Origin of the sequence: Aliivibrio sp. EL58, assembly GCF_900312675.1 — a bacterium.
In the GTDB taxonomy this organism is placed as follows: domain Bacteria; phylum Pseudomonadota; class Gammaproteobacteria; order Enterobacterales; family Vibrionaceae; genus Aliivibrio.
Window position 1 is genome coordinate 136,524 of record NZ_OMPC01000004.1, and the last position, 19,048, is coordinate 155,571.

Consider the following 19,048-nt stretch of genomic DNA (forward strand, 5'->3'; position numbering starts at 1 on the left):
TTAAATCTCCCCTTTTTGATGTGGGATCTTATATAGCTTAGGCTTAGTGCCTAGACCCACTTTGTCACGATAAACTGGATTATTATTCAGTACCGCATTAATCTCGCTATTTTTGTCGTTTAAATCACCAAATATTAGTGCTTTTGTGGGACAAGATTCAACACAAGCAGGTTGCTTACCTTGTGCTAAATTAGTCTCACGACAAAAATCACATTTATCCGCAGATTTAGTCACAAGATTAAAGAAACGCACTTGATAAGGACACGCCGCTAAACAATAGCCACAACCCACACATTTTTCATTGTGAACATCCACAATTCCTGTTTTTTCATCTTTGTATGCAGCACCAGTCGGGCACACCATCACACAAGGTGCATTTTCACAGTGTTGGCATGACTTACGCGTAAAACGATAATCTACATCTGGGAACTCACCTTTTGGTTCACTACGAATAATCTCTAATCGAGAAACGCCTTCTGGCACACTGTTCACTTCACGACACGCTTCCGTACACGCCGTACAGCCAATACAAGCTGTCTCGTCATGAACCATACCATAGCGTTTCGCGCCGTCTTCCATCGAATAAGCCAGCGTTTTTTTACTGCTCATTAATGACGTGGTTGCAACTCCGGTAGTAAAAATAACCGCACCAGAACCAGCTAAAAAATTTCGTCTAGAACAACTCATACTATTCTCCTAGCTTATTTTCTTTCTGATTAAAATCAGCGTGGCAATCAACACACATCTTGATCTTCGCAGAGTGGTCAAAAGAAAGCACAGCCTCTTTCTCTCCATGAACGATATGACAAGATGAGCAGGTTAAGTTTTTGGCGTGAACGTCGTGCGTCCAGCTATCATCACGTAATTTTTCTGAGGTATGACAATCAGTACATTGGCTATTAGCTTGTAAAATTTCATCAAACGAGAGGGTCACTTTTTCCGTGCCTTGTTTTGATTGTGCCGCAGAATATTTGGTAACTTGAGATGCGCCGTCTCGGTGATCAGGCCCAATTGATTTATGACACTCAACACAATTCACATCACGCTTAAGAGTCGCGAATGAATTTTCTCCGTGTGAGCCTTTGAGAGTTTCTTTTTCGTCTTTATGACATTGTGTACACGCATAATCGCGGTCACGAATTAATGTCACCTCATGTCGAGTTGATGAGTCAGCCTTAACTTGGGGCGATTCATCTGCTGCAACATTCAGAGACAAACCATAGAGACAAAATGCGAAGGTAAGCTTCAACATTGTGGCTATGGCTAATTTGACTTTGCCCATTGTATATCCTTCCCTTTCTATACTATTTGAATACAGCGAACCGTTAACAAATAAATAGAGGATGAGTGATTATAATAATGAAGATTCCTCTTCATCTTTGATATCAATTCTCATTGGATAGTTTAGCCACAACGCTTAACAAGAGTATTTTATAACTAAATGTGTCTAAATAATACAAGTTGTATCAAATCAAAGCTAACCTTCTACTACTTTTGTGATAGTTGTCAATAAACCATTATCTTGTTGTATTTTAACGAAAATAAGAACCATTCTTAACAAGATGCATTAGAAATACCACTTTAGGGTTACTTGTATTTATTGGTGATATAGATCACCTATGTAACTTGATGTAAATCAACACTAAGTCCGATGAAAAAATCACCAACTTGCATTTACGTTAGACTTGTAGGGTTTCCAATTCTGATTGATAGTCGCTTTCACAACGCTTGGCTAAATTAATTACAAGAATTTGGAGATACCAATAGTGAAAAAGCAATGGACCCGTCGTTCAGCCGCTGCAATTGCCATGGTGACTACGTTATTATTAAGTAGCCACAGCTTTGCTGCATCTGAAAACAGTGAGCGAGTTGACCCTCGCAATGAAGCTTATGCAAAAGAGCATGCCGATCAATATGAATCATGGCGCTCTACCTCTGATAGCGTACAAATTGAAGATGCATTAGCCGAAGATCCAAATATGGTGATCATGTGGGCAGGTTATGGTTTTGCTAAAGACTATAACAAAGCACGTGGCCACTTTTATGCGATTGATGATGTAAGACAAACCCTCCGCACTGCAGGCCCTACCGATGAAAACTCTGGCCCAATGCCAATGGCATGTTGGAGCTGTAAAAGCCCTGATGTTGGCCGTGTAATCGAAGAGAAAGGCGAAGATGGCTATTTCTCTGGTAAATGGGCTCGTCTAGGGAGTGAAATTCAAAACCCGATTGGCTGTGCCGATTGTCATGACACTCGTAGTGAAGGCTTTAAAAATGGCGAACCCGCTTTAGCGATTACTAAACCTCATGTTGAACGTGCAATGGATGCGATTGGTAAACCTTTTGGGGATCAATCTCGTTTAGACCAACAAGCTGCTGTTTGCGGTCAATGTCACGTTGAATACTACTTCACAGGAAAAACCAAAGCCGTCAAATTCCCTTGGGATAAAGGCACCACGGTTGATGAAATGGAAGAGTACTATGACGAAATTGGCTTTAAAGACTGGACGCATAAAGTATCTAAAGCGCCAATGCTAAAAGCACAACATCCAGGTTATGAAACTTGGCGTGATGGTATCCATGGCAAAAACAACGTAACTTGTGTTGATTGTCATATGCCAAAAGTGAAAAAAGAAGATGGCACCGTTTATACTGATCATAAAGTCGGTAACCCATTCGATCGCTTTGAAGATACCTGTGCAAACTGTCATACACAATCTAAAGAAATGCTACAAGGTGTTGTTGCTAGTCGTAAAGCACAAGTACTTAAAATGAAGCTAACCGCTGAACGTCAAATCGTGGCCGCTCACTTTGAAGCTGGAGCTGCATGGGATGCTGGTGCAACTGAAAAAGAAATGGAGCCAATCCTACAAGATATTCGTCATGCACAATGGCGCTGGGATTATGCGATTGCTTCACATGGTGTTCATATGCATGCACCTGAAGTTGCTCTAGAAGTACTAGGGACTGCGGTTGATAAAGCAGCAGATGCTCGTACCAAACTGATCCGTCTACTAGCGAAAAAAGGGATTACGGACCCTATCGCTATACCAGATATTTCAACCAAAGCGGCGGCACAAAAAGCATTGGGTATGGATATGAAAGGTATGGAAGCTGAGAAAAAACACTTCTTAGAAACCGTGGTTCCTCAGTGGGAAAACCAAGCAAAAGAACGTGAATCAACCGATTATGCACCAATAAAATAATCGTCAAATAAAGAGCTAAATCTCATTAGCTAAGTACCAATAAAAAAGCCGACACTTCAACCTTTGAAGTGTCGGCTTTTTCATATCTTTAACTAGCGACGAGCCTGCATTAATTGCTTCGCTTGGTTAATTGAATTAATAATAGTGACTCTATCTACATCAACTCTTTCTGAATCTAAAATCTTCTGCCAAGCATTAATCGCTTTTTGATAACGGAACGTCACAAAATGATCGGAAGCAATTAAGGTTAATGCCGCTTGGTTATACTCATCAAGCTCTAATGCCTTATTAAGTAAAGTTTGTATCTCTTCATTAATGATTTGAGAATGTGCGTAATACTGAGTTGTTGCTTTTGCAGCGTATTGATTTGCTGTTGGCTCATCAGAGAGGCGCAGTGCATAATCAAAACAAATATTCGCGTTATTAAACTCACCATTTAGTAAGTAGCCTTGACCAATTTCAAACCATAGATCAGAATTATTTGGTGACGCTTTTAATTGATCTTCTAAATATCGCATTTTATCATCATACGATAATGGGCCTAAAGGTTCTGTAATCACTTTATTATTCACAGCAAACTTCTCTGGGCGTAAACCCGAAGAAAAAATAACAATCATGCTGATTACAACAAAAAATATCATCCATACTGGATTTAAAGAGGCCGCTTTATCTCGACTGTAAAACCACCACAATACCGCAGCGATGATTACAAAACTCAACAACATCATTATAATCATATTGTATTCCCTAGAAAAAAACTGGCGCGATCGTAATGCATATTATAAATGATAGCAATGATCGCCATCATAGTATGACAAGCCTCACTTCCCTCTACACATTAACCCGCTAAATATAATAATTAACTTTCATAAAAAAGCCCCAATTTACATCGAGGCTTAATCATTACACATTAATATTTAAATTAATTTGGTGGAATTAACTTCATACCTAAGCCAATTCGGGTTTGATCATGGTCATAATCAATCAAGGTTTCACCATACCCTTTCCATGCCTGAACATACAAACTAACAAATTTATTTAGATACAGGGTATAACCCGCTTCTGCGCCGCCTTTGTTTGTTCCAAAATTATAATGAAAACGCGTGTTAAACTGACCAATATCATTTCCTAACTTAACCCATACATCGTAATCACCTAAGTAATCCGTCATGTCTTCATCTGGTGTTTCTTCTGCAAATACATACCACGCTCTAAAGCCATATTGAACCGGACCATCAATACGCTCTAACGCTCCATACACTCGATCCCAACTGCGAGATAAACTCGCCGTCTGACCATTTGACTCATGTACATAACCAATCTCAGCGTTATTAAATAACAGCATATTTGATTGATGCATTAAAAAAAACTGTGGCTTATAGTTGGTTTCTCTAAAAGGGGATGAAATATCATTGTTTCCCAACTGCCATAATGATTTCTGAGTATAAGCAAACATCACTGACGTGCTTTGATTAATCGGCATAATTGGAACGGCTAACGAAAATTGAAATTTAACTTCAACTTGTTGTAAGCCATCCGCATCTTCAAAACCACCGGCAACATAAGTGTCTTTATTCAGTTCATCAGTATAAGTACCTAATACATAACTGTCTTCATAGCCATGAATACGATTTAATTCTTTTGCTGAGGTTACGAGAGGAATAGCCAATGCAATCAGTAGCATCCATTTTTTCATAATTGACCTTTTGTCAGTAACTTGCCTTTTTGTATTGATAAGCAAAATACATACCGACATTTAACTTTATCTATTTGAATTATTTAACATCAATACTACGACTTGCTTTTTTATACTGAATTCGCCAACCTAACCAAGTTGGAAGCTCCCACCGCTTAAGATCCCCTCTTCTATCCCCTTTCATGTAGGTTAATACCACTCGCTTACTTGATGGGAAATATTCGGCAGAGACTGTAATGTCAGGCAATACCACGATTTGAGGGTATTTTTTCATAAAATCAACCAACTCCCACTCAGGAACGCCATCAAAAATAAAGTCATCTTCATCAAACATTGCCATGTCGTCTAGTGAAGTAACGCCAAGCTCTTCTAGCTGTTGGGTAAACCAATATTCAAAAGTCATCGCTGAACTCTGCTTATTGCCGTTTAATTGACAATAAAGCTGCCAAGCGGCAATTTCTGCCTCTCTTTTATCTTTAAATAAGGGCAGAATATGACCTTCAATCACTTGTGAGACGATCGCCGCAATCGCATCCTCTTCTGCCGGTTCAACATAAACCGTTTTCAATAGTCGATTGGCGTAGTAATAATCATGAGCTATTTTAATGTCTTGATTATCATTGATGCATTCACCAACTCGACATTCCGCCAATTCACTTTCAATAATCCAAGAAATATCTATCGGTGCTAATGCCGTTGCAATTGTCAGTGTTTGCTTATTGCCTCTTCCAGGTAAAGAAAACTGATTAAAGATAATGGCGGCTTCATAGATAGGTAAAAAATGATTATTTCGTCCAAGAACCACTTCTAAATAACCATTGCCAAAAGCCTCTCTGCGTTTTTCTCTACGAACAAAGACTAATTCAGGTAATTTATTTACCAATTGAAGTAATACCGCTTCTCTTTTCAAACGGCTACTGACAGCTAGCTCTGGTAACCCTAATTCATTGCGGATCTGCTTTGCTAATGCCTGAGCTTCTTTACGCAATTCATCATCAATAATTAATCCATCACAATCATGGCCTCGAACAATAGAGGCTAAAGTCACTAGATCACAGGATTGTGGATTCCAACGCAAAAACTCATCTAATGCCATTTCTGAATTAGCGATTGAGAATAATTTGTTTGAAACAGAAAGCCCCGCCACTAAATCTGCAACAGTTTCTTTTTCAGATCGCCCTTTCACTACCGAAAGCATATGAGAAAAAAGGGTATCAATGGGCAAGGGAAACAATTGCAAGCCATAATCTGTGATAACAAGATCACGGTTTATCGCACCCATTTGTTGTAGTTTTTCTTCGGCTAACGCTAACGATTTTTCTGGTAATGGCTCTAAGAATGTCATCTCTCGTAAAGCTCGAGCACAGCTGGCTGCCGCTAAGACAGCCTCAACTAACTCTTCTCTTTGTAATTCTGGGGGTGTCATTTTTTCTAATGGGGCATGCTCTCCATACAATCTAATCGCTTGCCCCACTTGAGTTCGCCCTGCTCGTCCTGCTCGCTGATCTGCACTCGCTTTAGAAATGGCTTGCAGAGATAGTGTTGTTCGGCCATTTCGCTGGTGCGTTCTTCGCTCTAATCCTGAATCAATAACCACGGTGACATTGGGGATCGTAAGCGAGGTTTCTGCCACATTGGTTGCAAAGATAATTCGTTGTTGGGAAGATTTCGTTAATGCTTGATGCCGATGAGTATCAGAAACGCCTGCAAACAGTGGGATCACTTTACTATCAGGGAATTTTTTCGTCGCAATTTGAGCACATTGCGTGATTTCTTTCTTTCCTGGTAAGAAGACTAAGATATCGCCGGTTTCGCCTTGCTGAATAATACTTTGTAGCATTGAGATCACGTGAAGATCTAAGTCTTTTATCGATGGCATCTGTTGAGGGTGTTCAGCAACATTTGATATATTAACGGCGAATTGTCGACCTTCTGCCGTTAAAACCGTGGCATTCACATAACTCGCTAGTGGCTTACTTTCTATCGTAGCCGAGGTTAAAATAAGACGGTGCTGTTGATGATCACGCAATAAAGCCACTAACAGATCAGTATCCCAGCGACGCTCATGGAATTCATCAATCATAATGAATGGAAATGTGACTAATTTATCTTCCATAAACCACTTTAATGCGATTCCGGGGGTAACAAATACAATGTTACTGTTTTCGCTATAGTTACTGTCGAGTTTGATCGCATAACCAATATCTTCACCCACAGCCTGACCATTCTGCATTGCTAAATATTCAGCCAATGCGGTACAAGCGATCCTTCTTGGCTCTATAACTAATACGCGACCGTACTCTGATGCCCATAAAGGTAAATGAGTCGATTTTCCCGATCCCGTTTCAGATTGAACCACTAAATTTTTATCTAAAATAGAAGCAGAAAAATCAGAACGAATGGCATTAATTGGTAACAAAAACATACAAACCGTAAAATAATAGAATATTTCACTACTCTAGCGGATTTGATTGATAAAAACATGACTGTATTCGCACTTTATTTTCAATCACGCTTTGATATTTAAGTAAAGTAGGCATAGGATCTGTGGTTCATTCTTGATTTGAAGAAGCATAACAATGAATAACAACAAACGTCCCCTATATATCCCTTATGCTGGCCCAGCACTTCTAAGTACCCCTCTGCTAAATAAAGGCAGCGCATTCAGCACTACTGAGCGTAAATATTTTAACTTAGAAGGCTTACTTCCTGAAGCTATCGAAAGCATCGAAGAACAAACTGGTCGTGCTTATAAGCAGTATCAAAGTTTTGAAAATGATATGGATAAACATATCTACCTACGTAATATTCAAGACACGAATGAAACCTTGTTTTATCGCTTAGTTCAAAACCATATCAGTGAAATGATGCCAATTATTTACACGCCTACTGTTGGTGCTGCGTGTGAAAACTTCTCAAACATCTATCGTCGTGGTCGTGGTCTATTTATCTCTTATGAGAACAAAAACCGCATTGATGACCTACTAAATAACGCAGCAAACCAAAACGTAAAAGTAATTGTTGTTACTGATGGTGAGCGTATTCTTGGTCTTGGTGACCAAGGTATCGGCGGTATGGGTATTCCAATTGGTAAATTAGCACTGTATACCGCATGTGGTGGTATTAGTCCTGCGCATACCCTACCTATCGTTCTTGATGTAGGTACTAATAACCCTCAACGTCTTGCAGATCCTATGTACATGGGCTGGCGTCACCCTCGTGTCACTGGTGATGAATACGCTGAGTTTGTTGAAGACTTTATTCAAGCAGTTCAACGTCGTTGGCCTCAAGCTCTTGTTCAATTTGAAGATTTTGCACAAAAAAATGCAATGCCTTTACTTGAGCGTTACAAAAATCGTATCTGTTGTTTTAATGATGATATTCAAGGTACTGCTGCGGTTACTGTTGGTTCACTACTTGCAGCCTGTAAAGCGGCGGGCAGTTCATTAGCACAGCAACGTGTTACCTTCTTAGGTGCAGGCTCTGCGGGTTGTGGTATTGCTGAAGCGATTATTGCTCAAATGGTATCTGAAGGTATTTCTGATGCTCAGGCACGCTCGCAAGTGTACATGGTTGACCGTTGGGGCTTATTACAAGAAGGCATGCCAAACCTACTTGATTTCCAACAACGTTTAGTACAAAAAGCTGAAAATACGAAAGACTGGGTTTCTGAAGAACCTAACTACTCACTTGTAGATGTTATGCGTAATGCAAAACCAACAGTGTTAATTGGTGTATCTGGTGCTCCTGGCTTATTTAGCAAAGAAGTTATCCAAGAGATGCATAAACACTGTGAACGCCCTATTGTGTTCCCATTATCAAACCCAACAAGTCGTGTAGAAGCAACACCAAATGACATTATTCGTTGGACTGATGGACAAGCATTAGTAGCAACAGGTAGTCCGTTTGATCCTGTTACTCATAATGGTCAAACTTACCCAATTGCACAATGTAACAACAGCTTTATTTTCCCTGGTATTGGTCTAGGTGTTTTAGCAATTAAAGCGACTCGTGTTTCTGATGAAATGCTACAAGAATCAAGCCGTGCATTAGCAGAGTGTTCCCCTCTTGCTATTAATGGTTCTGGTGCGCTTCTACCACCATTGGAAGAGATCCACACAGTATCAAAGAAAATTGCCTTTGCTGTTGCTAAAAAAGCGATTGAACAAGGCTATGCTTTAGAAATCACTGACGAAGCATTACATCAAAAAATTGACCAGTACTTCTGGAAACCAGTATATCGTCGCTACAAACGAACTGCGTTTTAATTAAAAATTTCCACCAAAATCAAAACCAGAGAAGATTTCTCTGGTTTTTTTTCAACTATATGTTTCTAATAGCCATTAATTAACCTTACGATATTTAAAGACTCATTATATGAATCACGTTATTTCTTTCTTCAATTCAATGGGAAGCTACTTAACCCCATACTTATCTGATATCTCTGTTGCTATGATCGCTTGCGCATTAGTTATGCTTGGTGGTGACATTAATAGAGCACTTCGTGCTTTTTTATCTGGTAAACATTTTTTAATTCGCACTGTGGCTTTTATCGGTGTTAATGCCTTTGGTTATGGTTTATTGATTGTAAAAGCATCGCCATTTCTCACATCTGCACTGCGCTCTATTGAGCCTGCTTTTATGCTTGCTATTGTTCTTTCTACCTTTATTATTATTGGTATGTGGGCACAAAAAAATCGTCAAGTATAACGCCTAATCTACCAAGTTGAGGTTCAATGAAACTCCCGAATTTACACCAGATTAAAAAATGGTTAAAAATAACAGTGCTGATTATCGGGGTTATTGTATCTGTCGTATTATTAGCAGATGTCACCATTTCACTCTCAACAGGATCTCAACTGTATCAAGACATTGAATCGATACCGACCCAAGACACTGCCTTAGTTCTTGGAACGAGTAAATACATTCGACGAACTTTAAATCCGTACTATCAATATCGTATTGATGCGGCGATTGAGTTATATAAAAAGGATAAAGTAACGCATTTTTTATTAAGTGGTGATAATGCTCATCGCTCATATAATGAACCCTGGACGATGAAAAGAGATCTATTAAAAGCAGGGATCCCTGAAGAGAATATTACATTAGATTACGCAGGTTTTAGAACTCTCGACTCTGTACAGCGTGCTAAACAGATTTTTGAAGCTAATAGCCTTACCATTGTGACTCAGAAATTTCATTGCCAACGAGCACTCTTCATTGCTAATCATTTCTCTATGGATACCGTCTGCTTAGTTGTTCCTTCCCCTAGCGGATGGGCAAATACAAAAATAAGAATTAGAGAAGTGCTAGCGAGAACCAAAGCAATACTTGATTTATATATCTTTAATGTACAACCTAAATTTCTTGGTCCCAAAGAACCGATAAACAGAGATTCGATTCCAATTGAATAATACAATTCCAGAAATTATCTAATTAATTATATTGGTACAAAAAAGCCTGATTTCGATAGCTTATCGAAATCAGGCTTTCAACTTCTTTGATTGATTCTCATCTAAATAGAGTTACTTCATATACGCTTCATCACATATAGCGTGAGCTTGTACTTACATTACCTACACTTACACTGGTTATGACTTTATTTCGCCCAGCATTTTTTGCTTTATACAACGCATCATCTGCACGGGCAATAACTTCAGTTATGCGTTCATCTTTCATTTCAGTAACACCCAAACTACAAGTCAGCGATTCATTGTGGCACCATAAATGATGCTCAACCGTTTTACGAATATGCTCTGCTTTTTCTGTTGCCTGTTGCGCGTTATGATTTGGACAGAAAACGACAAACTCTTCTCCTCCCCAACGAACCAAAAAGTCCGTGCTTTTAATCGCACTAGTTACCACCAAAACAAACTCTCTTAAAATATCATCTCCAGTTTGATGACCGAGCTTATCATTGATCTTTTTGAAATAATCAATATCTATATAGATCACTGAAAACGTCTGTTTACCCCAACGAACTTGTTGAGACATTTGATCTAGCCAATCTCGTACTGCATTTCGATTTCGAGCTCCTGTTAATGAGTCTCGATGAGCAAGCTCGGCAAATTCAACATTCTTCTCTTTTAAGCTATCGTTTAATTTACGTAAACGGCTTTCACGATAAGCACTTACTTTGAGGTTTTTATTTAATCTTTTTTGTTCATATAAAATATAGGCAATGATAATAACTAACCATGCATATAAAATAATTTTCAATAATGTATTTTCTTTAATCCATGACCCACGTAGCTCAATACTATTAATGGTCATTTCAAAATCACCACTCTTTACCGTCGATGAAGTTGCTATTTCAATAATAGATATATTCGAAAACTCTGGGGCTGCATGTTCTACAGGGACTTTATAATCCGCTATCCACCAAGTCATAACTTGAAAGTCTGATAACTCAATTTCTTTGGGACCAGCATTAAAACCAGGTTCATACTCTACCCCATTAAATTTTAATGATGCTCCATCATTTCGTTTAGTGTAAATCGGATTACTATTTCTTAAATAAACACGTAAACGCCCGTTTGGATCAGCGCTTTTGTAATCAATATCTAAAATGAGTTTTGAATATGAAGAGAGATCAACACCTTCAAACATACTATCAGAAAAATGAATCGCAACTTCACAATATGGCCATGCATACTTACCTTTTTTCATCGTACAACGCATGGATGGTTTGCCATTTTTTTCAACTAAAATAGCATCACTTATACCACCCACTTTTTTATCATCTGCGGCGTAATATTGATATTTTTCTGGGTTAATGGTGAGCATTTTAGTATCACCTTTAAAGTGATACCAAATTAAAGCTCCAATGGAAATAATCAACATTCCTATTGTTATTTTTTGAAATATCCGCATCGTAATCCTTTACTCTAGCCATCAAAATATGATCTTTATTCCAAAAATAATAACTCACTTATTTCGCAGCGCAAAGCAATATTACAAAGATATGACACTAAATATTCACTAGTACAATTACTTGACGACCGTCAAATACATACCGCATTGCACTTAATTAAATGAAAACAAAAAAATCGTTTAAACCATTGATTATAAATATTTTATTTTAAATTAAATATCAAACTGAATATAAATACTATTGTAATTACTGCCACCTTTTATACGTCCATACTGGGATGAATTTTCAAAGATAGCAGATCGGTGGTGAATACTATAACCAAGCCAAACACCATCTAAATCTCGCTGATCAAACAAATCACCTAAGTTGACATCAAAAGAGAAATCTAGATAGTTTAAGAGCTTACTTTCTTTATATCCCTTACTATCCATTTCAGACTGTTCAATGTAGGAAACATGATTTATATACGATAAGCCTTCGGCAACACCAAATCGCCATTTAGTTGGCCATGGAATCGTCGCATAAGCTTTAATCGCTACTACAAACTCTGAACTTAAGTTTTGGACATCTGATTGCCAATGTTGAACATAACCTGGAGTTAGATAAAGATCGATAGGTAATGAAAACAGTTCATCTGTTAGTGGTAAACCATAAAAAACAGACGTCATTTGATTATTGTGTGGATCTTTTTCTGACTCTAAATTAATAATATCGCCAATATTAGATGGTGTAGCCCAGCCATGTGCTATACGTAAATATGGCTTATTTGTTATATCTTTGCGAGAAGAAGTACTGCTATCTGTAAAGAAGCCCACACCTAAAAAGTATTCAAATTCCCAACGATTATCAATATATTGACTACTATAGGCACTGTCATCTAAACGAGATACATAGCTACCACCGAGAAGATATAAATTAGACGTAACATGATAACGAGACATAAACCCCGCTTTTACATCAACTCCAGCGCTTAATGTGTCGTTAGCTTCTTCATTTAAACCATAGTAATAACTATTAAATTCAGCCTCTTTCCAGCGGGCCTCTATACTTGGGTTAAACCACCAATCGCCTGCTTCAATTTCAGCACCCAATCGAAAATTCATATAAGAACGAAATTCGGGATCTACCATAAGCTCAGAGTCAAAGTACCACTCTTTATTAATCTGATAGCGAGCTTGAAAACCAGTATCAACGACATCACCACCCGCCTTATTTTGAGCTTGCTTAGGCAAATCAAAGTAACGTAATCGCATTAACGCACTTAGTTGCCAATCACTCTCTTGATATAAATAGACGCCACCTTCCATTCCATTAATGAACACATAATCATTTTCAAAGAACATCATTGGTATAAATGTTGAAACAGTTTCGGTATCTGTTGTGTATGGGATGCTTGCTGTTCTAACAACTGCAGCAATACCCCAATCTTTTTCTTTTTCAACAGAAGATTTAGTAATGACTTCTTCTTCAGAAGCTACTGCACTATTGAAGAAAAATAAAATTGTCGATAATAATATCGTTGGGGTTACTTTTAAAATGTCTTTATACAAAAGAAATACTCTAAGTGGGATCAATCTAATTGGTTAAAAGGTAAACGCTCTAAGCAATTGAAGTAAAATATAATTTCAATCAACTATAGAATTTAAGTATAGTGTCGTTACAGTAAATAGTAATTCACCTCTTGAGAAAAAATTGTGAAAATTTCTGAATTGATACAAAATTTACAAGATATTCAAACAAGTTATGGTAATGACTTAGAAGTCGTCACGGGCGAAGAATGGTTTCCTGAGCAGTTATTAACCTCAAACGTAAATCATAATATGGCATTTCTACAGTTTGATCGTATGCCAAGTGATATACCTGTCGAGATCGATGCTCGTGGCTTTTTAGAGCACGAAGAGTTACTAATTAAAGAGTTAATCAACAAAGTTATATTCAGTGAATTAGAGCCTGAGGCTATGGTAGAAAAACTAACCTCAATGCTCATTTTTAGCCATGAAAACATTAGCTCTGATGTTATTGAAGAATTTGGACAATCTAAAAAATAAAAAGTAGGTACTATGCCTACTTTTTAATCGTCAATACTCTATAATCAATTCGCTTTGATAGCACGCCTAATTAAATGGATACCAAAATAGCTGACTATCCATGACTCGCTTTGTGATAGCTAAAATAACAATAATGAATAAGCCAAACATGACAGCTTTGTCTGTCTTAGTTATCGCCTTATCACTGAACCACGTTCTGCTTTTCCCACGCCCAAAACCACGTAATACCATCGCGTTTGAAATTTCATCAGCTCTATCTAAGCTTGAAAAGATCAATGGGCCTAATATTTTAGCTATATTACTAATTCGAGTAAAAACGGGAACATTCTTAGATAAATCAACACCACGGGCCTGTTGAGCATGCATTATATTTATAAAGTCACTTTTTACTTCAGGTAAGTATCTTAGTGTTAAACTTACGGCATAAGCGATTTTATAAGGCAGGCCTAATCGATTTAAACTCGCAGCAAACTCTGTTGGGTGAGTCGTAAATACAAAAACCAATGCGATTGGAAACATACTAAAGTACTTAAGTGTCACCGTAATTAGATAAAACAGAGTCTCTTGAGTAATCGCATAACTACCAAAAATAGGCATTAATACCGTTGTTGAGCCTAATAGCTCATTACCTTGATTCGGCGCTAGCAAAAACATAAATACCGCATTCATGCTCAATACTGTCGCAGTGCCAATCAATAATGGTTTATAAGCAGTAAAAGGCACTCTTGTGGCTTTTAATAAATATAAACCTAATAAGATCAATGGAATGATAATACGTAAATCAAATGTAGTCAGAACTACGGTAATCCACGTAATGAACAGCAGAAACTTAGTTACCCCATTTAAATGATGTAACCAAGTGTCCAAATCCACATAATTAATACCAAAACTCTGTTTATTAGTGGACATTCTTTTTACTCTCATGCTCTTCATTAATAAATTGCTGTATAAAACCAGTGATATTTTCTATCTCCAATTTCTCAGCTAATTCATACAAACTTGTTACAGTTAAGTTTGCTTTATTTAATAACTCTGGCTGGCTAAATACCTTGGTTACGTCCTGATCAGCGATGCATTTGCTATCAGCAATGACAATAGATCGTGTCGTGTGTTCAAGAACCAAATGCATATCATGAGAGATAATAATTACGGTTAAACCTAGCTGTTGGTTAAGCTGATTAATAAAACCAAGCATTGAAGTGTAATTCTTGTAATCTTGCCCAGCTGTTGGTTCATCTAAAATCAATAGCTCTGGTTCAAGAACCAAAATAGATGCGATCGTTACACGCTTCTTTTGACCATAACTAAGCGCATCAATCGGCCAGTGACGAAAACGACTTAAACCACATAGCTCTAATGCGTAAAGTACCTTCTCTTCAATTTCTTTTTCAGAGAAGCCGCTATTAACTAAGCCAAACGCTACTTCATCATATATTAGGTGATGCGAGATCATGTGATTTGGGTTTTGTAATACTACCCCAACCTTTTGAGAGCGCTCATAAATAGACAAATCTGCTAGATCTTGATTATTTAATTTAATAGAACCACAATCTGGTTGTAACACTCCCATCACTAACTTAGTAATTGTTGATTTACCCGAGCCATTCTTACCTAGAATAGAAACAAACTCACCTTTATTCATAGTAAAAGAAACGTCTTCTAATGCGTTTATTTCACCATCATACGAATAGGTTAAGTTTTCAATACTTAATAATGCGTCCTGCTTGGCCATCTCTGAACCATTACATTGACTATCATCAAACCAAGCATTCACTGCAGAGCTCAAGCATTCCGCTGGGATCGATGGTAAATGGCTAATATGAGGAATAGCTGAAAGCACAAGTTGGCATCGTTTAAGTAACGATACGTACAGAGGCTCTCTGATCCCATACTCCATTAATAGTGAAGATTGAATCAACTGATCTGGTGTCATGTCTGCAACAATCTCACCGTGATCCATCAAAATGATACGATCGACAGGGCAATGCAAAACATCTTCTAGACGATGCTCAATAATAACAACGGTTTTGCTTCTGCTTTTATGTAACTCATCAATGATTTCAATAGTCGCTTTGCCCGTTTTAGGGTCAAGGCTCGCTAATGGCTCATCAAATAACAGTAGATCGACGTCGTCAACTAAGATCCCACCTAATGACACTCGCTGTTTTTGACCGCCACTAAGATCATAAGGTGATTTATTAAGTAAGTTCTCAAGATCCACTATTTTTGCAGTATCACGAACAATTGGGTACATTTCCGCTCTTGAAACCATTTGATTTTCAAGGGCAAAAGCAATGTCTTCTCCAACCGTTAAACCGACAAATTGGCTGTCGGTATCTTGAAGAACGGTGCCAACATTCTCTGTGTATTGTTCTATTTTCCAATCAGAAACATCATGTTCATTAAGGCAAAGTTGACCTTGGATCTCGCCTTTAATGGTATGAGGGATTAGGCCATTTAAACACTGACCTAATGTTGATTTACCGCTGCCACTTGGCCCGATAATTAATATCTTTTCGCCTTTTTCTATCCTTAGATTGATATTTTTAAGCGTCGGTTTATCCTGTGACACATATCGAAAAGAGAAGTTCGAAAAGGTTACGCTCATTAACTATGGCGCCTCTGTTAAGTTTGTGCTTTGTTTCTTACGCTTAGCGAGGTTAGTTAGAATAAAATAACCTACAATAGCAATTAGTACGGTATTACCTGCCGCAATGATGCACAGTTGCATAAATACTTTACTAAACGGTTCTGCGTATAGGATAGTATCTAAAAACGCTGATGTTCCGTAACCAATCACATTACCTGCAAACGCTAACATGACAAAGATGAAGAAATCTTTCTTATCAAAAAGTCCTGACTCTATGCGTTTCTTTGTCAGTATTGGGAACAAACCAATAATCATACCGACAATACCTGAACCTAAAACCCAAGTAAGCCAAACACCCCAACCTGCGAATAAATCCGTTACCCAGTGACCAATAAATCCAACAAGGAACCCTACTATCGGCCCGTACAGTACTGAAAATAAAGCAAGTACAGCCATAGCTGGTTTTAGCGTGGTATTAGCAAAGACTGGGATACCAAACATTGGTAGGCCACCGATACCATATAGAGCGGCACCAATAGCGATAACAACAACGGTTTTAGCAGAAAGGTTCATAATGTTAGCCTTGAAGCATTAATAAGATAAACAACTAGAAAGGCGCGCATTATACAGTAAGTTCGGCGGTTTGGAAATGTTTACATCTAGACGTCTACTAGCAATATAAGTCAGCTACTGCTTTGATAATAATACCAATGTGATTAATTCAATGATCCATTTTTAAGCAAAAAATCACTACAGATAATTATTGAACTTGGGGTTACAGTAGAAAATATGACTTAGCAGAAAGGAAAAAAGGCTCATCATTTCTGATGAGCCTTTTTAATTGATGGTGCCCCGGGCCGGACTTGAACCGGCACAGCGCGAACGCCGAGGGATTTTAAATCCCTTGTGTCTACCAATTCCACCACCAGGGCACGCAATTTCTTGCGATGCTTCTAACCATGTTCTCAATAAATGAGAAGGTTGACACCATCTTTCATCACCGTAATAACAGTAATGTTTAATTCTTATTGTTAAAGTAAGTGGAGGCGCCTCCCGGAGTCGAACCGAGGTCCACGGATTTGCAATCCGCTGCATAGCCACTCTGCCAAGGCGCCATATATACTTTCACACTTATCTTTATTAGTTCGTTAATGAACTACACTTCTCATCATTCAAATTTACACTTGAATGATAAATAGATGGTGCCCCGGGCCGGACTTGAACCGGCACAGCGCGAACGCCGAGGGATTTTAAATCCCTTGTGTCTACCAATTCCACCACCAGGGCACGCAATTCTTTATTGCGATGCTCCTAACCAATGTGTTCTAAAAAGAACGGTTAGACACCATCTTTAAAACAGTCTGCCAATGTTAATTGACTGCCTTTTACAAAATCTGGAGCGACACACGAGGCTCGAACTCGTGACCTCAACCTTGGCAAGGTTGCGCTCTACCAGCTGAGCTAGTGTCGCATAAATCACTAAGAAATGGAGGCGCCTCCCGGAGTCGAACCGAGGTCCACGGATTTGCAATCCGCTGCATAGCCACTCTGCCAAGGCGCCATCTCTCTTACGGGGCTTAATGTAACCGATTTAAAAAAAGTGTCAAACAAAAATTTGCATTTGACACTCTGTTTGTAGACTTTATCGCCAAATAACTTAAAAAACAGTTAAGATGTTGAAAAAACGGTCTATTTCGGACGCCAAACTTTAATTTCTGACTGTGGCTTACCTTGCTCTTTACGATCATTTCTTCGTTTAGGCGCAGAATTACCAAATCGTTCTTCTTTTGCTTTTTCACGACGCTTTTCATTAAACGTATTGTTCGAATGATGATTACGTCCTGAACTTGCTTTTTTAATTACTCGTACTTTGCCATCGATCTCTTGAACTTTACGAGAAGCTTCTTCCGTCTTACTAGATGAACCAATCATATTATTAATTTGGTCCATTTCATCTGCACTCAAGTAACGCCATTCACCTGATGCTAATTTGCCAAGATCAATATTCATAATACGCACACGCTTTAGCTTAAATACTTCATAGTCTAAGTATTCACACATGCGGCGGATCTGACGATTAAGTCCCTGTGTTAAGGTAATACGAAAAACAAAACGAGATTCTTGTTCAATCTTACATGGTAAAGTAACCGTATCTAAAATAGGTACACCCGCCGCCATCTTAGTTAAGAATTCATCAGTGATCGGTTTATCAACGCGTACTACATATTCTTTTTCGTGCGCATTACCTGCACGAAGAATTTTATTTACAATATCGCCATCACTGGTTAAAAAGATCAAGCCATCTGAAGGTTTATCTAAACGACCAATTGGAAAGATACGCTGTTCATGATTAATGTAATCAACGATATTGCCTTCAACATGACGCTCAGTCGTACATGTAATCCCTACGGGTTTATTAAATGCAATATAAATACGATCTTGTTTCTCTTTTAATGGTTTTCCATCAACCAGAACTTCATCACCTTCAGCTACTTTTGTTCCCATTTCAGGGACTTTGCCGTTAATTGTAATACGTTGTTGGTCAATAAGCTTATCTGCTTCTCTTCGTGAGCAATAACCCGTGTCACTAATGAATTTATTTAAACGGGTTAATTTAGGTTCTGGTGATGTCAT

Annotated in this window: 16 protein-coding genes and 5 tRNA genes; 5 read left to right on the forward strand and 16 right to left on the reverse strand. The window is 38.2% G+C overall.

Annotated features, from left to right (window positions below; all coding sequences use genetic code 11):
* Positions 1-687, reverse strand: coding sequence for a cytochrome c nitrite reductase Fe-S protein (gene nrfC, locus ED622_RS06075; RefSeq protein WP_122033049.1), 687 nt, complete (start codon positions 685-687; stop codon positions 1-3).
* Position 688: 1 nt separating this feature from the next.
* Positions 689-1,282 carry a cytochrome c nitrite reductase pentaheme subunit gene (gene nrfB / locus ED622_RS06080; RefSeq protein ID WP_122033050.1) on the reverse strand — a complete coding sequence of 198 codons (594 nt, stop codon included), beginning with the start codon at positions 1,280-1,282 and terminating at the stop codon, positions 689-691.
* A 484-nt stretch (positions 1,283-1,766) separates the two neighbouring features.
* On the opposite strand from nrfB, the gene nrfA reads away from it, so the two are divergent.
* Complete coding sequence (gene nrfA / locus ED622_RS06085; protein ID WP_122033051.1) at positions 1,767-3,206, forward strand: ammonia-forming nitrite reductase cytochrome c552 subunit; 1,440 nt, start codon at positions 1,767-1,769, stop codon at positions 3,204-3,206.
* Positions 3,207-3,298: 92 nt separating this feature from the next.
* On the opposite strand, the gene ED622_RS06090 is transcribed toward nrfA, so the two are convergent.
* From ED622_RS06090 to ED622_RS06100, 3 genes are all read right to left on the reverse strand, one after another.
* On the reverse strand, positions 3,299-3,943 hold the full coding sequence (locus ED622_RS06090; protein ID WP_122033052.1) for a heme lyase: 645 nt from the start codon (positions 3,941-3,943) through the stop codon (positions 3,299-3,301).
* Between the two features lie 185 nt (positions 3,944-4,128).
* The gene (locus ED622_RS06095) at positions 4,129-4,902 is read right to left on the reverse strand and encodes a phospholipase A (protein WP_122033053.1); all 774 of its coding nucleotides are present in this window, start codon (positions 4,900-4,902) and stop codon (positions 4,129-4,131) included.
* Positions 4,903-4,981: 79 nt separating this feature from the next.
* On the reverse strand, positions 4,982-7,327 hold the full coding sequence (locus tag ED622_RS06100; RefSeq protein ID WP_122033054.1) for a helicase-related protein: 2,346 nt from the start codon (positions 7,325-7,327) through the stop codon (positions 4,982-4,984).
* 154 nt (positions 7,328-7,481) lie between these two features.
* Here ED622_RS06100 and ED622_RS06105 point away from each other — a divergent pair, with 154 nt between their 5' ends.
* The 3 genes from ED622_RS06105 (at position 7,482) to ED622_RS06115 (ending at position 10,316) form a co-directional block, all read left to right on the forward strand.
* A complete protein-coding gene (locus ED622_RS06105; RefSeq protein ID WP_122033055.1) occupies positions 7,482-9,170 on the forward strand; it encodes an NAD-dependent malic enzyme in 1,689 nt (562 codons plus the stop codon).
* Positions 9,171-9,279: 109 nt separating this feature from the next.
* Positions 9,280-9,612 (forward strand): DUF3392 domain-containing protein, encoded by a 333-nt coding sequence (locus tag ED622_RS06110; protein ID WP_122033056.1) that lies wholly within the window; start codon positions 9,280-9,282, stop codon positions 9,610-9,612.
* Positions 9,613-9,638: 26 nt separating this feature from the next.
* Complete coding sequence (locus ED622_RS06115; RefSeq protein WP_122033057.1) at positions 9,639-10,316, forward strand: vancomycin high temperature exclusion protein; 678 nt, start codon at positions 9,639-9,641, stop codon at positions 10,314-10,316.
* 130 nt (positions 10,317-10,446) lie between these two features.
* On the opposite strand, the gene ED622_RS06120 is transcribed toward ED622_RS06115, so the two are convergent.
* Together ED622_RS06120 and ED622_RS06125 are read right to left on the reverse strand one after the other, a co-directional pair.
* Positions 10,447-11,688 (reverse strand): GGDEF domain-containing protein, encoded by a 1,242-nt coding sequence (locus ED622_RS06120; protein ID WP_254052600.1) that lies wholly within the window; start codon positions 11,686-11,688, stop codon positions 10,447-10,449.
* 300 nt (positions 11,689-11,988) lie between these two features.
* The gene (locus ED622_RS06125; RefSeq protein ID WP_371413431.1) at positions 11,989-13,278 is read right to left on the reverse strand and encodes a MipA/OmpV family protein; all 1,290 of its coding nucleotides are present in this window, start codon (positions 13,276-13,278) and stop codon (positions 11,989-11,991) included.
* Between the two features lie 192 nt (positions 13,279-13,470).
* On the opposite strand from ED622_RS06125, the gene ED622_RS06130 reads away from it, so the two are divergent.
* Positions 13,471-13,824 (forward strand): hypothetical protein, encoded by a 354-nt coding sequence (locus ED622_RS06130; protein WP_122033060.1) that lies wholly within the window; start codon positions 13,471-13,473, stop codon positions 13,822-13,824.
* Positions 13,825-13,890: 66 nt separating this feature from the next.
* Here the strand turns inward: ED622_RS06130 and ED622_RS06135 are convergent, their stop codons facing one another.
* From ED622_RS06135 to rluF, 9 genes are all read right to left on the reverse strand, one after another.
* Positions 13,891-14,733: an energy-coupling factor transporter transmembrane protein EcfT gene (locus ED622_RS06135; protein WP_122033061.1), complete on the reverse strand. Its 843-nt coding sequence runs from the start codon at positions 14,731-14,733 to the stop codon at positions 13,891-13,893.
* Positions 14,723-16,432 carry an ABC transporter ATP-binding protein gene (locus ED622_RS06140; protein ID WP_122033062.1) on the reverse strand — a complete coding sequence of 570 codons (1,710 nt, stop codon included), beginning with the start codon at positions 16,430-16,432 and terminating at the stop codon, positions 14,723-14,725. The genes ED622_RS06135 and ED622_RS06140 overlap by 11 nt, the downstream gene beginning before the upstream one ends.
* A gap of 3 nt (positions 16,433-16,435) precedes the next feature.
* A complete protein-coding gene (locus ED622_RS06145; protein WP_122033063.1) occupies positions 16,436-16,987 on the reverse strand; it encodes an ECF-type riboflavin transporter substrate-binding protein in 552 nt (183 codons plus the stop codon).
* 272 nt (positions 16,988-17,259) lie between these two features.
* A tRNA-Leu gene (locus ED622_RS06150) sits at positions 17,260-17,346 on the reverse strand.
* A gap of 109 nt (positions 17,347-17,455) precedes the next feature.
* Positions 17,456-17,529, reverse strand: a tRNA-Cys gene (locus ED622_RS06155).
* An 85-nt stretch (positions 17,530-17,614) separates the two neighbouring features.
* A tRNA-Leu gene (locus ED622_RS06160) sits at positions 17,615-17,701 on the reverse strand.
* A gap of 108 nt (positions 17,702-17,809) precedes the next feature.
* Positions 17,810-17,885 (reverse strand) — tRNA-Gly (locus ED622_RS06165).
* Between the two features lie 16 nt (positions 17,886-17,901).
* A tRNA-Cys gene (locus ED622_RS06170) sits at positions 17,902-17,975 on the reverse strand.
* Between the two features lie 128 nt (positions 17,976-18,103).
* Positions 18,104-19,048, reverse strand: coding sequence for a 23S rRNA pseudouridine(2604) synthase RluF (gene rluF / locus ED622_RS06175; protein ID WP_122033064.1), 945 nt, complete (start codon positions 19,046-19,048; stop codon positions 18,104-18,106).